Source organism: Chitinophaga sp. Ak27 (genome assembly GCF_012726295.1).
Classification (GTDB): domain Bacteria; phylum Bacteroidota; class Bacteroidia; order Chitinophagales; family Chitinophagaceae; genus Chitinophaga.
On the sequence record NZ_JABAOB010000007.1, the window covers coordinates 151,226 to 168,802 of the forward strand.

Sequence of the window (17,577 nt, forward strand, 5' to 3'; positions counted from 1 at the left end):
CGGCGATTGATCATATCAATCGCCGCTTTCTTTTTAGTCGGTATTTGTCTAAAAGTTGTATTTAAACCCAACATTCATCCTGGCGCCACTGCCTTTTATATACGAATCGGTACGCACCCTGGCCTGCGACATCACAGGGTAATAGTCCGCATTCAGGAGATTATCCACACCCAGGCGAACTGACATGTTTTTATTGAGACGGTAGCCTGTATAGAAATTCACCAGGTAAAAATCGCTTACCGGACCATTCCCCAGGTCATATTCTTTGGTACTGGGATTAGGATCGAAGTGTTTGCGTACGCCGGAGTAAATGTAGTATATGCCCAGGTCCCAGCTTTTTAATGGAGAATAGTTCACATTCACTGTTAGCTTATCCGGAGATATACGGGTGGTGGGCAAGTAGGTATGTACACCATTCACATCCTTCTTTCCTTCCACATGGGAATAAGCTGCATTGGCAGAAAGATTTGGGAAGAACTGGTAGCCGGCAGTAAGTTCAAATCCTTCTACACGTTCGGGTGCACGTTCCGGTACTGCCACGCCATTCACATCTTTCAGGCTGGTGCCCAGGGAAGAGGTACTGATGAAATAGGAGCCGGAAGCATTGAATTTACCAATGTTGCTGTTAAAACCAGCTTCATAGTTGTTGGTAATAATGGCTTTTGTTTCAATGGTGTTGATGCTGGTGGCGCCGTTGCCGGCTGCTTTGGCCAGCCGCAGTGTACGGCCCAAGTCGTAGAGTGAAAAGCTCTGCGAGTAACTGACGAATGGATTAAAGGCCGGGAATTTGGTATAACGGAGGCCAGCGTTGAATACCAGGGCTTCGTAGGGAAGGTTGCCGCCTTTTACGAATACGCCACCGGCATAATTGCCAAATTTGATTGTTGTATAATCCGGTATGTGTAAAGAGATGTTTTCATACCGTATTCCTGCTTTCAACAGGAAGTCTTTGAAGAGATATGTTTTTAACTGTGCATAAGGCGCATAGTTTTTCATATTCATCTCTGGTACGAAAGAACGGCCATCCGTGAGTGGTTGAGAGGTTTTATCATTGAGGATATCTATTCCCCAGGTAACGTCGCCAAAGAGGTTGGGATGGAGGTTGAATACACTATTGAAATTTACCCGGGCGCCCATTTTCCGGGAGCTGATAGCAGAATTGCCGGGAGGTGCATAAAAATCAGAGTACTCAAATACGGTGTAAAAGTCCTGGTAATAGAGGTTTACAGCCAGCGAGGTGTTTTTGAAAATGTCTTTATTGGTATAGTTCAGGGCAGCATTGTGGTTATAGGGGGTACCCTGCCTATCGCCGGGACTGGCGCCGGGTATACCGGTAATAGGGCTAACGCCGAATTTACCACCGTTATTCACAAAGGTGCTGTATTGCATGCTGCGGTAATAGTTATACATCACATCAATGCGGTTGTTGGCGTTGATATCGTAACCCAGTTTTGCGAAGGCGTTCACATTTTTATTCTGGCTGAGCGATTGAAACGGGGCAATCACTTCTCCATTGGCATCTTTATTCACGCCGGTTTTTTCATAGGTGCCACTTACCACATAGTCGAATTTGTTGATTTTGCCGGTAAAGTTTTGGGAGATACGACCGCCGAGGCTACCCGATGGATGGGTTAATGAGCCATTGCCACTGATATCGGTACTTCCGCTGAAGTGTTGATTGGGATTAGCTTTGATGGTAATGAAGTTGATAATGCCGCCGTCGGCGCCGTTGCCATAAATGGCTGTGGATCCTTTAATTACTTCCACTCTTTCTATGACGGATACATCTATGCTGCGGATGTCTTTATCGCCATTGCGCAGCGGTGTAGATTGGGGAATACCGTCGATCATGATGAGCATGCCGCGTCCCCGCAGGGTTTGACCCTTATTGGTAGAGGTGTTGGTGCCGAGCGTGAGACCAGGTACATTCATACTCAGCAGCTGGTTAATGTCGGTCGTAATGGTACTTTGTTCCCTGAGTTGTTTCCCTGAAATGATCGTAATGGAAGAAGGAACCGTGCCCAATGTTTCTTTATTGCGGCTGGCGGTTACTACTACTTCGTTGAGGCCAACATCTGAGGGCTGTATCATGAGATTCAGGGAGGTAATGCTATCCTGTATGGTAATGTTTTGTTCCAGTGTTTTATAGCCGGTACCGGTGGCAAGGAGCTGGTAAGTACCTGGTTTTACGTCGTTCAGTGTAAAGCTGCCGTTAGTATTAGTGAGTGCATGTTTTTGTGTGCCGGCCAGGTAAATCCTGAGCATGGGGATGGCGGTTTGTGCTGTATCTTTTACGGTGCCTTGTATTTTTTGTGCAGCCAGCTGTAAGGTGGCCATGATAGCTGTTATTCCCAGGAACAAAATCTTCTTCGTCATCTGTAGCGGTATTATATCCGGTGTGTTTTAATAATAAATTTTCTGCGGTACCATATCAGGAAACCCGAAATGGACAATATGCCAGGGGTTAAGGCCAGGAATGAGTAGATTATTTTCAGGAGTATGCCGCCATAGTTGCCAAAGTGAAGCGGCGCGATGCTGGCGTTAAAGCGGTCGCCCGCGGAGGCTTTGCTAAAGTTCACCGTTTTCTGGATATGACCGTCGGCGGTCACAAATACGGATGATGCATATTCCCCAAAGAAAGCCGATTCATGTGCATGGCCAAGGAACCGGGCGGGATCGCCTGCTTTTTTGGGCGGACGGACACCGGTAACCTGGAAGCCGGGTATGGCCGATTGCGCGACAATGAGCAGCTGGTCATAGTTGCCGTTGAAAGCAATGCCGGTATACCCGTTAATTGTGTTTTTCCGGGCGTCCAGCACTTTCTGTTCCATCAGGAAGCCGGTGAAAGATATTATGGCATTGAAGAGTAGCGCCCATACGCCTAGGATGCGGTGCAGGTTACGCCAGCGCCTGGTACGATTATTCCATTCCAGTTTGAGCCGGAAGGTCAGTACTTTCCAGATGGCATGGCGATAAACAAAAATCCCGGTGAACACGGATAAGAATAGCGCTATCCCGGTTATTAAGACGATTATAGCCCCTGTTTTACCGCTTAAAAGGGTAAAGTGCAAATAAAGCACATAACCTGTTAAATGGTCTGTATTCGTGTATTGCTGTAATATTTGGCCGGTATAGGGATTTAGGAAGACATATACTTTGTGATCTGCCGTATAATCGGCCCTGAGTATTGCGCTTTCATCAGGCGCCTGGGGGATTTTGACAAAAAAGAGATAAGGGTTTCCCGGAAGCGCGTGCCGGGTGTTTTCCAGCAGCTGTTGCAGTGGCAGGTGGTTTGACCGGGGAGTGACGTGGTAGGCCTGCCGATAAGAGGCATATTCTATTTCATCGCTGAATACCAGCAGGCTGCCGGTAATACTCATTAACAGCAGTATGGATCCTGCTACCAGGCCCAATATGCGGTGCAGGCGAAAAAATTGTTTAGTCCATTGCATCTTTACGGCAGTCGTTTTATATCTCTTATCAGTTTGACCTTACATCTCTGTGTCCACGAAAGTGGTATAGGTAGTACTATAAACGCGGCGTTAACCTTTCTTAAATGGTTAAATGACTGAGTATGTATTGCTTCCGCCGCAAAATTACAGCATCTTGGCCCGGAGAGGTTTACGCAAAAGGGAAAAATATTGATCAGATTGGGAAAAAGGAGGCGTTTTAAGGTCTTAGTGATTTATTGTTGCAGTCTCAACCTTTAACAAGCTATTAACAAAATGGCACCTTTGTGTGATAGATTTTGCTGAAAACTGACCTACTTTTGATAAGTATCGATGATGATACAGAAATGAATTTGAAATAACTTATCCCTATAAAATATTTGGAATCACTTGGTTATTCCAATTTCTATGAAAACCATTTGTTCTCTACCATGTCCTGATGAAATCTAATGAAAAATTACACCTAGTGAAAGAACGATTTGAAGTGAGGGCTGAGTAACATCAGCCCTTTTGTATTTTAGTACCTGTACCTGACTTCCCTTTTGCTATAACCCCTCTGGCCTTTTCCCGTTTTTTAATAGAAAAGCCTTCCCGGATAAGCAGGAAGGCTTTTTATATTATGTGTGTGACAGCAATTAAACCATTGGAATTTCTGCTACCTCGTACACTTTCTCATCCAGTTTAGCTTTGGTTTCGCTAAATGCTTTGAGAGTCAGTTCAATATCCTCATCGCTATGGGCAGCGGTAGGGATCAGGCGATAGATAATCTGGCCTTTAGGAATTACCGGGTATACTACGATAGAGCAGAAAATATTATAGTTTTCACGCAGATCGAGACACATAGCAGTGGCTTCAGGAATATCACCCTGCAGGTAGATAGGCGTAACTGGTGAATTGGTTCTGCCGATATTGAATCCACGTGCTTTCAGACCATTCTGCAGTTTATTTACATTATCCCACAGTTTGGCTTTCATTTCCGGATGTTCACGCATCAGTTGCACACGTTTCAGGTGTCCAATCACGATAGGTAAAGGAATTGATTTAGCAAAGATCTGGGAGCGCATATTGTAGCGCAGGTAGTTGATGATGGCTTTCTCGCCGCTGATAAATGCGCCGATAGAAGCACCGGACTTTGCGAAGGTATTAAACAGCAGGTCGATTTTGTCCTGAACACCTTGTTCTTCGCCAGTACCAGCACCGGTTTTACCCATAGTACCAAAACCGTGGGCATCATCTACCAACAGGCGGAACTCATATTTATCTTTGAAACTGGCAATTTCTTTCAGTTTACCCTGGTCGCCGGCCATACCAAACACGCCTTCCGTTACCACAAGTATACCTCCACCCTGATTTTTAGCCAGTTCAGTTGCACGCTTCATTTGTTTGTCGAAATCTTCCATATCGTTATGTTTAAACACATAACGTTTTCCTGGATGAAGGCGCAAACCATCCAGGATACTTGCGTGGCACTCTGCGTCATATACGATTACGTCTCTACGGCCCACAATAGCGTCAATGGCACTCATGATACCCTGGTAGCCATAGTTCAGTAAAGTAGTGGCTTCTTTGCCCATGTAATCGGACAGTTCATTTTCCAGCTGCTCGTGGTAGTTGGTGTTGCCGCTCATCATGCGCGCTCCCATTGGAGACGCCATCCCAAAATCTGCCGCAGCCTGGGCGTCAGTGGCGCGTACTTCCGGGTGGTTAGCCAGGCCCAGGTAGTTGTTCAGGCTCCAGACAATCTTTTCATTGCCACGGAATTTCATGCGGGGGCCTATTTCTCCTTCCAGTTTAGGAAATGCGAAATAGCCGTGGGCTCTGTCTGAATGCTCCCCGATAGGGCCCAAATGTTTCAGCAGTTTCTCGAAAATGTCCATACGATATATTATGTAATGGTTAATTCATTCCATTTAAAATGGACACAAAGGTATTAAAATAATAGTTTTTGTAAACTTGATCCGCATTTGAGGTACCCTTGCGGGGGAAAAAAACCGTCTTATGTAATTGTTTTACAGTGACTTTTAAATACACAAGATCAGATGAAATTTACACATTTCCTGGCTGCCGTCCTGTTGTTTCCTATCATGACTACACAGGCACAGAAAGCAACCTCACCCAAGCCATTTAACCATCGGGCCACCGCCACCGGCAACAAAAAAGCGGAGAAACCCAGGTTGGTAGTGGGTGTAGTTGTAGATCAAATGCGCTGGGACTACCTGTACCGTTATAGTAACCGGTACACAGCAGGAGGATTTAAAAGGTTGTTGCGGGAGGGTTTCTCCTGTGAAAATACCCTGATTAATTACACGCCTACCATTACTGCCTGTGGCCATACCTGCGTGTATACCGGCTCTATACCGGCTATCCATGGTATTATCGGCAACACCTGGTACAGCCCCGAACTGGGGCGTACGGTATACTGCGCGGAAGACACTACGGTAAATACTATCGGTAGCAGCTCTGCTGCAGGGAAGATGAGTCCCCGTAACATGCTGGTGACTACGATCGGCGATGAATTGAAAATATCCAACAACTTCCGGAGCAAAGTAGTAGGTGTTGCCATCAAGGACCGTGGCGCTATTTTGCCAGCCGGACATAGTGCCAACGCAGCTTTCTGGTATGATGCCAGCACGGGCAACTGGGTAAGCAGCACGTACTATATGAATGAGTTACCTGGCTGGGCGCAGGAATTTAATAACCAGCACTACCCGCAGCAGTATCTGAATAAGCCGTGGACTACCTTGTACCCGGTATCTACCTATACCCTCAGTACAGCGGATGAAAAAGCTTATGAGGGCAAGTTTAAAAATGCCACTAATACTTCTTTCCCGCATGCTTTGGGAGATATGGCCAACAGCGCTATTGCGGCCTCTCCATTTGGCAATACGATGACCCTGGAATTTGCGAAAAAAGCCATCGAAGCATATGACATGGGAAAAGGTAATGTAACAGATTTTCTGGCAGTGAGTCTTTCATCTACCGATTATGTAGGTCATCAGTTTGGGCCTAATTCCGTAGAAATAGAAGATACCTACCTTCGATTGGACCAGGACCTGGCTACTTTATTCAACTACCTGGATGCCAAGGTGGGCAAAGGCCAGTACTTGTTTTTCATTACTGCTGATCATGGTGTAGCACATGTACCGGGCTTTATGACAGAAAACAAGCTACCGGGAGGCACCTGGGATGACAAGGCTGCCCTGAAAGACCTGAATACCCAGGTAGCTGGCAGGTTTGGAGTAGAAGGTGCTGTTGAAGCGACTGACAATTACCAGTTTTGGTTAAATCATGACGCCATCACCAGGAGCAATAAAAACGAAGAAGAAATCAAACAGTTTATTATTGCACAGTTGTTGCGCTCATCGGCCATAGCAAAGGCTTTTGAGATTGATCACCTGATGACGACCACTTTGCCGGAGCCTATGCGTACCATGTTATCCAATGGCTTTAACACCAAACGCAGCGGCGATATACAAGTAGTGCTGTCGCCCGGTTATATCGATGGCGGTAACACCGGTACTACGCATGGTTTGTGGTATCCTTATGATGCACATATCCCGTTGGTATGGATGGGGTGGGGCATACAGCCCGGTAAAACCAATCGCACGGTGGGTATGACGGATATTACGCCAACGTTGGCGGCGTTGCTGCATATACAAATGCCCAGCGGTAATGTGGGGCAGGTAATACAAGAGATTACCCATTAAATTTTTTTTGCTTAGATTGCCATAAACAAGGTTGTTTTAATTCTTTGTTTATGGCTTTTTCTTTTTTACAATATACCGTGAGTGACCGGGTAGCCACCATTGCCTTGAATCGTCCGGAGAAGCGTAATGCGCTGAATGGTTTACTGGTGGCGGAGCTCCGGGATGCCTTTCGGGCTGCAGCCGCTGACGCTGCTGTTAAAGTGGTGGTATTGAAGGGAAATGGGGAAGCTTTTTGTGCGGGGGCCGACCTGGAGTATTTGCAGCAACTACAGCAAAATACCTATGATGAAAATCTCACCGATTCCTGGGAGCTGATGCAGCTGTTCCGGGAAATTTACGAACTTGACAAGGTAGTAATAGCCCAGGTAGAAGGGCATGCCGTAGCCGGTGGCTGTGGGCTGGTAACACTATGTGATCTGAGTTATGCCGTACCATCGGCCCTGCTGGGATATACCGAAGTGAAAATCGGCTTCATTCCTGCCTTGGTAGCGGTTTTCCTGGTAAGAAAGATAGGTGAGGGGCGCTCCAGGGAGTTATTATTAACCGGGAAACTGGTAACGGCTGAGAAAGCGGCTGCCGATGGCTTAATTACAGGGGTGATACCCGCCGCCGAAATAGCGACCCATGTGGCCAAAGTGGCTGCCAGCCTGTGTACAGAAGCATCTGCCAATTCTCTGAAAGTAACCAAAAAATTGATTGGCACAGTGTTGGACTTACCATTACAAGACGGGCTGTTGCATGCCGCTGAATTGAATGCTGCTACCCGTGGACATGAAGATTGCAAACGCGGAATAACCGCTTTTTTGAATAAGGAAAAGCTTATCTGGTAGCTGGTTTTATTGACCATGGCCAGCTGTCACTGAATAAACACACCACACTATGTCATACCGGTTGTTATTAACTGTTGTTTTCCTGTACCTCTCAGGTACATTGATGGCGCAACGTACTGTTTCGGATGCTAAGATTGTTTATAAAATGGAGCTGCCTCCTGAGCAACTGCAAATGGATGCTATGCTGGAGGGCAGCACTTTTACACAATATATGCGTGGGCCAATGAGCAGGATAGATATGAACTTTAATATTGTTCATTATACTTACCTGATCAACAGCCGAACAGAAACCATGACCACCCTGATAGACCAGCATGGTAACAAATACCTGATCCGCGCCAGTAAAGATCAGTATGAAAAGGATCTGAAGCAATATGAAAACGTGCAATTTAAAGATCAGGCTGAAACCAAGCAGATAGCGGGATATATGTGCAGAAGGGCAATCGGAACTATGCCGGATGGGCAAACTTTCGAGGTATACTATGCCGTAGATCTGATACCTGAGAATAGGCAGTATAACCGCCGTTTTGTCAACCTGAAGGGTATTCCGCTCGAGTTTGAGATTGTGACTAAAACGGGGGCTAAAACCCGCGTTATTGCTACAAAGGTAGAGTTATATCCTATCCCCGCTTCTTATTTTGATGTACCTAAAACGGGATATAAAGAGGTTAGCCAGGAAGAACTTAAAAAGATGTAAGGAAAAGGGCCGGTTAAAAAGTTGCGAAACTTTTTAACCGGCCCATATTGTAATTGAAGAAACGTAAAGTTTATTACCCTTTCTTAAGCGGCAGTATAATCTGCAATTTCTGAAAATTCATATTTCCAGGAGGCTGAGACTGCACCTGTACATTAGAAGGAACTACGTAGGTAACATTTCCTTTTGTATAGGTGGTTACCGCTTTTAAGTTAATCAAACTATTGTAGTTGCTATTGCTGGGAGTAGTAAACTTAAAGTCTGAGCTGAAGGTACCAGAATACCGGTAAGCTGCGTCCAGGCCCAGGTTAGTTTTAGGCATGGCAGTATTCAGCACAAAGTGCTGATTGTCTGCTGCCTTTTTCGTTTTGTCTTTATTATTGTCAGAGGGCAAAAAATTATTGTTTGCCAACACGCTCAGCGAAAAGAACGCCAGCGCGCCTGCCAACAAGCAAGACAACGAAAAAGTCCGTGATATGTATTTTTTCGTTTTCATTGTATAACAAATGTACAAACTTTTGAATATATCCGATAACATATTCTTAACGCAAGATACGAAGAAATCACAAAGAATTGTTAAAAAATATTTAAAAAGCTTGTTTTCACTCCACATTTTGTCATAGATAAAAGTACTATATTTACATTAATGAGTAAAGACTTTTCATTTTTAAACGAGGATTTTGATGATCTGAGAGACTTGTTGCAGCAGTTTGAAAACCTCCGGGCGGGTAAGTCTCATTCTTTTTTGGACGAAGATTCATTTGAGCAGATCATAGACTATTATGACGAGCATGACGAAATGCCGATCGCATTGCAGGCCGCAGAAATAGCCATCGAACAGTTTCCTTATTCCTCCACACTGCTACTAAAGAAGGCCAACTTACTGATAGAAACCAAGAAGTACAAAGAAGCGCTGGATTTATTGGATAAAGCAGAAGTACTGGACCGCACTGATATCAATCTATACATTTTACAGACAGATGTTTACCTGGCGCTAAATCAGCACCAGAAAGCCGCTGCTGTGCTGGAAGAACAGATAGAACAATTTTCGGGGGATGACAGAACAGAGTTGTTGCTCGAACTGGCAGATGTATATGATGACTGGGAGGAATTTGAGAAAGTGTTTGATTGCCTGAAAATGGCGCTGGAGTATGATCCCAACAATGAGGAAGCCCTGCACAAGATTTGTTTCTGGACAGAGTTTACAGGCCGGAACGAGGAAAGTATCCGTTTACATACCGCTATTATAGACGAGCACCCTTTTAATCAGCTGGCCTGGTTCAACCTGGGTACGGCTTTCCAGGGATTGAAGTTATATGAGAAAGCCATCGATGCTTACCAGTATGCCGTAGCGATCGATGAAAAATTTGATTATGCCTACCGCAATATGGGCGATGCCTATATCCGTTTACGTAAGTATGCCGATGCCATCGAGGTATTGCAAAAGCACCTGGAAATAGCGAAACCTGAGGATGTGATTTATGAGGCCATTGGGCATTGCTATGAACGGCAGCGCAAATTTACCCAGGCCCGTTACTATTACCGGAAGGCATCGCATCTGAGCCCCAACGATGACAAGTTGTATTACAAGATTGCGGTGGCTTATATGATGGAATCTAACTGGGACAATGCTGCCAAATCGTTGCTGAGTGCCTTGAAAATAAATAAAACTAACGCTGAATACAATATGAGCCTGGGTGAATGCTACCTGGAGCTGGGGAAGAATAAAGATGCTCTGGTTCATTTCATGAATGCAGTGCGTACCCGGCCCAAGAGTGCTGTTACCTGGCAAACACTCCTGAAAGGTTTGTATGTATCCGGATTTATGGAGGAGGCCCTGGTACAACTCTCTATCGCAGAGGAAAAGGCCGGGCGTAAACCCATATTCATGTATTACCGGGCTGCCATTCTGATAGCCATGGGGAAAACCAAAGAAGGGTTGCTACACCTGGAAACAGCGCTGCAACAGGCCCCAAAAATTGTGAAAAAGCTCGTAGAACTTGATCCTGCTGTATTACAACACGTTAGTGTGGTGGATTTGATCGCACAATACCGCCGTAAACGTTAACCAATGTTATTTACTTTAATAAAATAAAGTATACTTCTTATTTTTGCGCCGGCTTTTAATTGTCATGAACAAAAGTCAACAGTATTTCCGGTTACTAAAATTGCATCTACGCTATCCCGAAGTGCCTGGCGAATATTAGCATGTGTTTTACTGACCAATAAGAAGATAAAAATATTTCAAATGAATTTTAATCTGACACAAATCCCGGAAAGGACACAGAAGCCCCGTACGCATGGATTAACCATGGTAATGGACAAGGGGCTGAGTTTGGAAGAAGCACGAAATTTTTTATCTGCTGCAGGCCCTCATATTGATATTCTTAAACTTGGCTTTGGCACTGCTTTCGTTACGCCCAACCTGCGCGCAAAAATTGAATTGTATCAATCGGCCAACATTCCTGTATACTTTGGCGGCACCCTGTTTGAAGCCTTTGTAATCCGCAACCAGTTTGAAGAATATATCAACGTGGTGAAAGATTATGGTATCAGCTACATGGAAGTTTCAGACGGTTCCATCATTATTCCCCATGCTGAAAAATGCGGGTATATTGAAAAACTGTCGAAAGTAGGGCTGGTATTGAGTGAAGTAGGATCAAAAGATGCAGAACACATCATCCCTCCCTATAAATGGATTGAACTGATGAGTGCTGAACTGTCTGCAGGAGCTACCTATGTAATTGCAGAAGCCCGCGAAAGTGGTAACGTTGGTATTTATCGTGGTAGTGGCGAAGTGCGGGAAGGATTGGTACAAGAAATTCTGACCAAGATACCTGCCGAAAAAATTATCTGGGAAGCGCCTCAAAAAGCACAACAGCTTTATTTCCTGGAACTGGTAGGCTGTAATGCCAACCTGGGTAACCTGGCTCCCAATGAAGTTATTTCCCTGGAAGCCATGCGTGTAGGACTGAGAGGAGATACATTTAACCTGTTTCTCGATAGAGAATAACCTGCCATAACAAGTCATTCAGCAAGATCCTGGGGAGTGAAGATTATTGCCCGCAATAATTTCAGGCTCTCCAGGATCTTCCTACTTATAGTAAAGTATTGTCCGTAGTATTTATAATTATAGTTTCATGAAAATGTATGGACTTATTGGCTATCCGCTTAGCCATTCTTTTTCAAAGGGTTTTTTTAAGGAGAAATTTGAAAAGGAAAACATCACTGGCTGCCAGTATGAAAATTATCCTATACCCGGAATTACGGAGTTTACCAGCTTACTGGAAGCGCATCCCCAGCTACAAGGGCTGAACGTAACAATTCCCTATAAAGAAGTTGTGATCCCTTTCCTTGATGAGTTGAGCGATGCAGCTGCCCGTATTGGCGCTGTAAACTGCATTCACTTTAACGCTGGAAAGAAAACAGGATATAATACCGATGTGATCGGATTTACGAAATCACTGCAACCATTACTGCAACCACATCATACCAGGGCATTGGTGCTGGGAACCGGCGGCGCTGCCAAGGCTATCATGTATGCATTGGAGCAACTAAGCATCACATACACCGTAGTGAGCCGCCGGCCGGAAAATGGCGCCATTACCTATGAGGCGCTGGATCAGGCTACCATGGAGGCGCACACCGTGATAGTGAATACTACGCCGCTGGGCATGTATCCCAAAGTAGATACCTTTCCCGAAATACCTTATCAATACCTTAGTTCCAGGCACCTGCTGTACGACCTGGTATACAATCCTGCAGAAACGGCTTTCCTGCACAAGGGAGCCGCGCAGGGAGCAGCCACTAAAAACGGGCATGAAATGCTGATACTACAGGCAGAGGCATCCTGGGAAATATGGAATAAAGCATAAAGCAAAAAGCATAAAGCAAAAAGCGATTATGGAGACTGATTGAAGCGAATTTTTAATACTCGCTAAGTTCTTCTCCATAATCGCTTTTTGCTTTGAACTTTATGCTTTGAGCTTTAAGCTGGTTTAATCATATAATACACACAGGTAGTGACAAAATTCCTGAAAAAAGGAATGGCGGCAATGGGCTTCCACTGTACTCTTGCGCTTACGCCGAATTTATATTTATAGATAGGATTAATCAGGTAGAATCTGCGTTGTGTAATTTTGTATTGCTGACGTTTTACAATACGTTCAAACCGTTCAATGGAAATGCCCGTAGATTTTACATCCATCAGGTCTACTACCACATCATCTCCTTCTCCAAATAACCGTAAAACTCCTTTATATAAGGGTCTTGGCAACAGGTGGATATAAGGCACCATGCTGAGGAATTTGTTGGCACAGATCTGCTGATGTCCTCCGTGTGGCATATACCAGGGTGGGAAACCAAAATAAACTTGCCCGCGGGGAGTGAGTAATTGTTTCAGGTGGCCAATGATCTTTTCCTGGTCGGGAATATGTTCAATGGCATCTTTCAGAATAATTACATCAAAAGAATGGCGGAATTCTCCCAGGAAATCAAGGTCATAGATGTTTTTGGCAATTAGCTTTAATTGTCCGCTCTCCAGGTATTTATGAAGGAAGCTTTTGGCCAGTTCTATCCGGTCGGGTGCGAGGTCGACGCCTACGCAGTGGCAGCCCTTTTCCAGGAGGGGAGTCAGTACTCCGCCCTCGCCACATCCTACCTCCATTACCCGGAGGCCTTCCAGTTGTGGAAACTCCAGTTGTATGAATGGCAGTACGTAGTCGCGCGAATTGTCTACCTGTTGCTGATGCCGTAGCGTTGCGTCTTTATGATGTTCTAATGCCATGAATCTGAAAATTCCGTGAATTTAGTAAAAAGAGACTAGTTTTCTGCTTTTAGATATTAGCTTTTCATCATTTGTAAGTGTTTGTCGGGTCGTAAAACATCGCTATAACTGTATTACAGGTCGCTGAAAGCTAATGGTGATTAGCTATCTTTGCGCCATGCAAACAAACGAAAGAGTTAATTACCAGGAAGGAGCGGTTATATTGATTAATAAGCCTTTGACATGGACTTCCTTTGATGTAGTACGTAAGATCAGGAACCTCACCAAAGCTAAGATCGGACATGCGGGAACATTGGACCCCCTGGCTACTGGCCTACTGATTTGTTGTACCGGAAAAATGACAAAAAAAATCAATGAATACCAGGCGCAGGAAAAAGAATATACCGGCACATTTACGTTAGGTGCTACCACGCCTACTTTTGATAAAGAATCGGAACCGGAAAATTTTAAAGATATTGCTCATCTCGATGAAGCGGCCATCATAGCGGGTACCCAGCCATTTATCGGTGAAATTATGCAGTTGCCACCTATCCACTCTGCTATTAAACAAAATGGAAAGCCTATTTACCTGTTGGCCCGTAAGGGAGTGGATGTAAAAGTGGAACCCCGTAAGTTGACGATTACCGCGTTTGAGATTACTAAAATTGACCTGCCGGAAGTACATTTCAGGGTGGTTTGCAGCACGGGTACGTATATACGTTCGCTGGCTAATGATTACGGTGCTGCGCTCGGTTGTGGGGCTTACCTGAGCAGCCTTTGCAGAACCCGTATTGGTGATTTTAAGCTTACAGATGCTATTGATATGGACGATTTTATTGTAGCCAACACCGTTCCTAAAACGGATAACCAATAGCAATATTCCAGATAATATTTTCCCGGCGCCAGCGGCTGCTCTTCAGATCCCATTCACTCAGGTACCAGCCGTTTTTATTGCCGGTGAAGTAAGGTACCTTCAGGGGGATACCCCAATCGAGGCGCACCAGGAAGTATGAAAAGTCCAAACGTAGGCCGGCTCCCGTGCCCATGGCCAGATCATGGTACAACTGACTTAACTGGAATTCGGAGCCAGGTCTCGACGGATCTTTCCTGATCATCCAGATATTACCCATGTCCAGGAACGTAGCGCCTTTCAGGTTTATGCTGCCTCCAAACATTCTCAACAAGTCGAAACGGTATTCTACATTCCCTTCCAGCTTCATATCGCCGGTTTGATCGGGGAAGGCTTGTGCAGTAGCGGAAGAATCTTTGAAGGAACCGGGGCCTAATGTACGCAGGCGCCAAGCCCGGATACTGTTGGGACCGCCGGAAGTAAACTGCCTTACATAAGGTAATACCTGTGAATAACTATAGGGGATACCTACGCCCGCGTAAGCCCTGGTGGCTAATCCACTGTGAATGCCCAACTTCCAGTAATGGCGGTAATCCGCTTCCAGTTTCACAAAATTGGAAATGTTAACCCCTGTAGCTGTTTCCAGGTTGGTGTTCTTCCCCGAGATGCCATTTACCAGGCTGTTGATACCGCTCAGCCATCCGCCCGATTCTTCCACATTTACCCGAAAGTAGCTATAGTGACGGGGATGCAGAAGGTCCTGGTTGCTGTAAATAAATGAAACACTTTCCCCGCCAATCAACGCCGGCTCGAAGCTGCGTTTCAGGTAAGGGTTGGTATTCACCACAGAGTCGCGGAATGTTGGATTAAGAGATACGCCTACGTAGTTGATGGTAATAGGCCGCACAATCCAGCGTTTATAAAGCGTTTCATTCCAGTCGTACCCATAGGAGGCATTGAAGCTGGTAACATCAAATTTTTCTATGCGCGACAGGTAGTTGGCACCCAGGGTAAGCCTGGTTTTAGCATTTGTCCTGTTGGATTGTTTGATATGAAAAGGCAGTGCAAAGCGGGGCCATGTAAGGCTTACCTCTCCTCCGAACTGTTTGGACTGCAATGTCCAGCCGGTTTCCTGTTTCACCAGTTCGATACCCGTATTGATGCTCATGCCCAGCTGGGTAGCCGTTTTATTTAGATTAATATGGCGGTAGTTCAGGGTAATGCCCGAACCAAGCGTATAGTCGGAGCTGTTACTTACCTCGAAGCTGACGCCTAGTTCCTGTTTACGGCGGGGTGTAAGGAACAGGTAGGCATCCAGTGTATTTACTGAGTCTTTGGGTTCTTTGTATTGGAGGGTCACAAATTGCCAGATACCCAAATCATATAATTTATTAACAGTGTTGTTGTACTGTTGCAGGGAATAGGTTTCTCCTGGCCGGAGCAAAATAGACCTGGATAGTATTTTGGGCCGTAGTATTTCCTGGTGGTAGCGGATGTTAATATATTTCCGGTCGTCTTTTTTCAGTGAGCTGTCGGCCGGGTTGCCGTTCAGAGAAAAATCTGGATACACATAAATTTTACCAATGTGGTGGGGCTGCCAGCTGGAAGTGCTATCCTCCGGGTTTTTGATGCGTATTTCCACATCCATGGTTAATTTATCTCTTCCTTTATTTTCATTAAAAATATTTACCAACCCTTCGAAGGGGTTGAGGCTATTCCGGAAGAGGGCTTTATTCAGGGTATCTACGCTGTATTCTATGGCATCGCGGTTGAATTTATAATAGCCTGCGTCTTTGATCAGCCGGGTGAGCCTTTCCCGTTCGCTGCCCAACGTGGCCGATTTGAAAGCCATTCCTTTTTGGATGAGGGACAGTTTTTCATTGGCTTTAACGAGGCGAAGAATGGCGGTATCGGGTATGGCGTAGGTAATTTTATCTATCACAAAATTTCTCCCGGTATTTACCTCGTAGGTAACGCTGGTTTTCCTGCGTTTGGTCTTCTCATTGTATTGAACAGTGGCATAAAAGAATCCCTGGTTATGGAGATAGCTGGTCATACGGTCTACCGATTCTTTGGCTTTCGTAGAATCGTATACCACCGGCTCTTCCAGGTTTCTTTTAGAGAGGACGAGGTTCCAGAACCAGTTGGATTTTTTTTCATTATACTTCTGGTTATAGAGCCATACCTTGATACGGGAGTTGAGTAATTTTTTATTAGGCTGCTGTGTCATCAGCGATTTAGAGGAAAGGGAGCTACGGATATCCTGTTTTTCGGAATTAAGGATATCACCCTTTACCACTACTTTGGCGCTGGTGTATAGTGATTGATTGGATTGGAGGTACCTGGTATTGGAGCACGCTGCCAACGTGAATACTACAGCCAGTAGCAGCAATTGTTTCAGCAGTAAGAATCTGGAATTGGGAGGCAGCTGCATCACGGGTGAAAACGTTATTAATCATTTAAAAAGCCAACAGGGAGTAAGCCGTTATCACGCCTCTTCTTGGCTGATTAAAAGAAATCGTGTAGGTTTGGCCCCATGTTGTCAAAGGCGCAAATTAAATATATTCAATCATTACAGCACAAAAAAAACAGGCAAAAATCCAGCCAGTATGTGGCAGAAGGAGATAAGATCGTGCAGGAGCTGCTACAGGCGGGCATGCCCGTGAAAGGAGTGTTTGCCACTGCCGAATGGCTGGAGCAGCATCATGCACTGTTAAACAATTTGCCTGCAGGCGCCGTTGTAGCGGTTGAATCTACTGTACTTAAACAATTATCTTCCCTGACTACGCCCAACAGGGCTATGGCCTTGCTGGATATGCCGGCGCCGGTAGATCCGATGCCGGATCCGGGGAGCGTTGTTTTGGCGCTGGAAGCCATACAAGACCCAGGGAATATGGGTACCCTGATTCGTATTGCCGATTGGTTTGGTATTTCCAGGATCATTTGCTCCCCCGACTGTGTAGATGTATATAATCCTAAAACAATACAAGCCACCATGGGGAGCATAGTGAGGGTACGTATAGCCGAATACGATATCCCGGAATTATTGCGGAAAACCTCCCTGCCTTCTTATGCCGCTACTTTACACGGTAAGAACATAGCTGATTTCCCGCCAATAAAGGAAGGAATTATCCTGATTGGGAATGAAGGAAGAGGATTAACAGAAGAAGTAACTGCCCTGGCTACCCATCAGATCACCATTCCCCGCCTCGGCGGCGCCGAATCGCTGAATGCGGCCATCGCCGCAGGTATTATTTGCGGCCGATTACTTATTTAACCTGT

General features: G+C 45.3%; 14 protein-coding genes. 8 read left to right on the forward strand and 6 right to left on the reverse strand.

Features of this window, described 5'->3' with window-relative positions:
• Positions 1 to 48: 48 nt before the first annotated feature.
• From HGH90_RS22680 to HGH90_RS22690, 3 genes are all read right to left on the reverse strand, one after another.
• Positions 49 to 2,376, reverse strand: coding sequence for a TonB-dependent receptor (locus tag HGH90_RS22680; RefSeq protein WP_169191925.1), 2,328 nt, complete (start codon positions 2,374 to 2,376; stop codon positions 49 to 51).
• An 11-nt stretch (positions 2,377 to 2,387) separates the two neighbouring features.
• Positions 2,388 to 3,452 (reverse strand): PepSY-associated TM helix domain-containing protein, encoded by a 1,065-nt coding sequence (locus HGH90_RS22685; protein ID WP_169191926.1) that lies wholly within the window; start codon positions 3,450 to 3,452, stop codon positions 2,388 to 2,390.
• 632 nt (positions 3,453 to 4,084) lie between these two features.
• Positions 4,085 to 5,326 (reverse strand): aminotransferase class I/II-fold pyridoxal phosphate-dependent enzyme, encoded by a 1,242-nt coding sequence (locus tag HGH90_RS22690; RefSeq protein ID WP_168765942.1) that lies wholly within the window; start codon positions 5,324 to 5,326, stop codon positions 4,085 to 4,087.
• A gap of 162 nt (positions 5,327 to 5,488) precedes the next feature.
• Between HGH90_RS22690 and pafA the strand changes: the two genes are divergently transcribed.
• Genes pafA through HGH90_RS22705 form a run of 3 tightly spaced genes read left to right on the forward strand, consistent with a single transcriptional unit; the run spans position 5,489 to position 8,683 of the window.
• Positions 5,489 to 7,156 carry an alkaline phosphatase PafA gene (pafA, locus tag HGH90_RS22695; protein ID WP_168765941.1) on the forward strand — a complete coding sequence of 556 codons (1,668 nt, stop codon included), beginning with the start codon at positions 5,489 to 5,491 and terminating at the stop codon, positions 7,154 to 7,156.
• Positions 7,157 to 7,206: 50 nt separating this feature from the next.
• Positions 7,207 to 7,986 carry an enoyl-CoA hydratase/isomerase family protein gene (locus HGH90_RS22700; RefSeq protein ID WP_168765940.1) on the forward strand — a complete coding sequence of 260 codons (780 nt, stop codon included), beginning with the start codon at positions 7,207 to 7,209 and terminating at the stop codon, positions 7,984 to 7,986.
• A gap of 49 nt (positions 7,987 to 8,035) precedes the next feature.
• A complete protein-coding gene (locus tag HGH90_RS22705; RefSeq protein ID WP_168765939.1) occupies positions 8,036 to 8,683 on the forward strand; it encodes a hypothetical protein in 648 nt (215 codons plus the stop codon).
• 73 nt (positions 8,684 to 8,756) lie between these two features.
• Here HGH90_RS22705 and HGH90_RS22710 read toward each other — a convergent pair whose 3' ends face one another.
• A complete protein-coding gene (locus tag HGH90_RS22710) occupies positions 8,757 to 9,176 on the reverse strand; it encodes a hypothetical protein (RefSeq protein ID WP_168765938.1) in 420 nt (139 codons plus the stop codon).
• Positions 9,177 to 9,326: 150 nt separating this feature from the next.
• Between HGH90_RS22710 and HGH90_RS22715 the strand changes: the two genes are divergently transcribed.
• The 3 genes from HGH90_RS22715 to HGH90_RS22725 all read left to right on the forward strand — a co-directional run bounded on the left by HGH90_RS22715 (position 9,327) and on the right by HGH90_RS22725 (position 12,555).
• Positions 9,327 to 10,748: a tetratricopeptide repeat protein gene (locus tag HGH90_RS22715; protein ID WP_168765937.1), complete on the forward strand. Its 1,422-nt coding sequence runs from the start codon at positions 9,327 to 9,329 to the stop codon at positions 10,746 to 10,748.
• A 180-nt stretch (positions 10,749 to 10,928) separates the two neighbouring features.
• A complete protein-coding gene (locus tag HGH90_RS22720) occupies positions 10,929 to 11,693 on the forward strand; it encodes a phosphosulfolactate synthase (RefSeq protein ID WP_145672534.1) in 765 nt (254 codons plus the stop codon).
• A gap of 127 nt (positions 11,694 to 11,820) precedes the next feature.
• Positions 11,821 to 12,555 (forward strand): shikimate dehydrogenase family protein, encoded by a 735-nt coding sequence (locus tag HGH90_RS22725; protein ID WP_168765936.1) that lies wholly within the window; start codon positions 11,821 to 11,823, stop codon positions 12,553 to 12,555.
• A 113-nt stretch (positions 12,556 to 12,668) separates the two neighbouring features.
• Here HGH90_RS22725 and HGH90_RS22730 read toward each other — a convergent pair whose 3' ends face one another.
• A complete protein-coding gene (locus HGH90_RS22730) occupies positions 12,669 to 13,466 on the reverse strand; it encodes a class I SAM-dependent methyltransferase (RefSeq protein ID WP_168765935.1) in 798 nt (265 codons plus the stop codon).
• A gap of 157 nt (positions 13,467 to 13,623) precedes the next feature.
• Between HGH90_RS22730 and truB the strand changes: the two genes are divergently transcribed.
• Positions 13,624 to 14,319 carry a tRNA pseudouridine(55) synthase TruB gene (gene truB, locus HGH90_RS22735; RefSeq protein ID WP_169191927.1) on the forward strand — a complete coding sequence of 232 codons (696 nt, stop codon included), beginning with the start codon at positions 13,624 to 13,626 and terminating at the stop codon, positions 14,317 to 14,319.
• Here the strand turns inward: truB and HGH90_RS22740 are convergent.
• A complete protein-coding gene (locus HGH90_RS22740; RefSeq protein WP_248277053.1) occupies positions 14,300 to 16,729 on the reverse strand; it encodes a BamA/TamA family outer membrane protein in 2,430 nt (809 codons plus the stop codon). The genes truB and HGH90_RS22740 overlap by 20 nt on opposite strands.
• 102 nt (positions 16,730 to 16,831) lie before the next feature.
• On the opposite strand from HGH90_RS22740, the gene HGH90_RS31840 reads away from it, so the two are divergent.
• Entirely contained in the window at positions 16,832 to 17,572 is a 741-nt protein-coding gene (locus tag HGH90_RS31840) for a TrmH family RNA methyltransferase (protein ID WP_410493698.1), read from the forward strand.
• Positions 17,573 to 17,577: the final 5 nt, after the last annotated feature.

Excerpts from the sequence above, each read along its gene's own strand:
- HGH90_RS22705 (WP_168765939.1), top strand. The coding sequence starts at position 8,036 with ATGTCATACCGGTTGTTATTAACTGTTGTTTTCCTGTACCTCTCAGGT.
- HGH90_RS22730 (WP_168765935.1), bottom strand. The coding sequence starts at position 13,466 with ATGGCATTAGAACATCATAAAGACGCAACGCTACGGCATCAGCAACAG.
- HGH90_RS22700 (WP_168765940.1), top strand. The coding sequence starts at position 7,207 with ATGGCTTTTTCTTTTTTACAATATACCGTGAGTGACCGGGTAGCCACC.
- HGH90_RS22710 (WP_168765938.1), bottom strand. The coding sequence starts at position 9,176 with ATGAAAACGAAAAAATACATATCACGGACTTTTTCGTTGTCTTGCTTG.
- HGH90_RS22720 (WP_145672534.1), top strand. The coding sequence starts at position 10,929 with ATGAATTTTAATCTGACACAAATCCCGGAAAGGACACAGAAGCCCCGT.
- HGH90_RS31840 (WP_410493698.1), top strand. The coding sequence starts at position 16,832 with ATGTTGTCAAAGGCGCAAATTAAATATATTCAATCATTACAGCACAAA.
- HGH90_RS22740 (WP_248277053.1), bottom strand. The coding sequence starts at position 16,729 with ATGCAGCTGCCTCCCAATTCCAGATTCTTACTGCTGAAACAATTGCTG.
- pafA (WP_168765941.1), top strand. The coding sequence starts at position 5,489 with ATGAAATTTACACATTTCCTGGCTGCCGTCCTGTTGTTTCCTATCATG.
- HGH90_RS22715 (WP_168765937.1), top strand. The coding sequence starts at position 9,327 with ATGAGTAAAGACTTTTCATTTTTAAACGAGGATTTTGATGATCTGAGA.
- HGH90_RS22690 (WP_168765942.1), bottom strand. The coding sequence starts at position 5,326 with ATGGACATTTTCGAGAAACTGCTGAAACATTTGGGCCCTATCGGGGAG.
- truB (WP_169191927.1), top strand. The coding sequence starts at position 13,624 with ATGCAAACAAACGAAAGAGTTAATTACCAGGAAGGAGCGGTTATATTG.
- HGH90_RS22685 (WP_169191926.1), bottom strand. The coding sequence starts at position 3,452 with ATGCAATGGACTAAACAATTTTTTCGCCTGCACCGCATATTGGGCCTG.
- HGH90_RS22680 (WP_169191925.1), bottom strand. The coding sequence starts at position 2,376 with ATGACGAAGAAGATTTTGTTCCTGGGAATAACAGCTATCATGGCCACC.
- HGH90_RS22725 (WP_168765936.1), top strand. The coding sequence starts at position 11,821 with ATGAAAATGTATGGACTTATTGGCTATCCGCTTAGCCATTCTTTTTCA.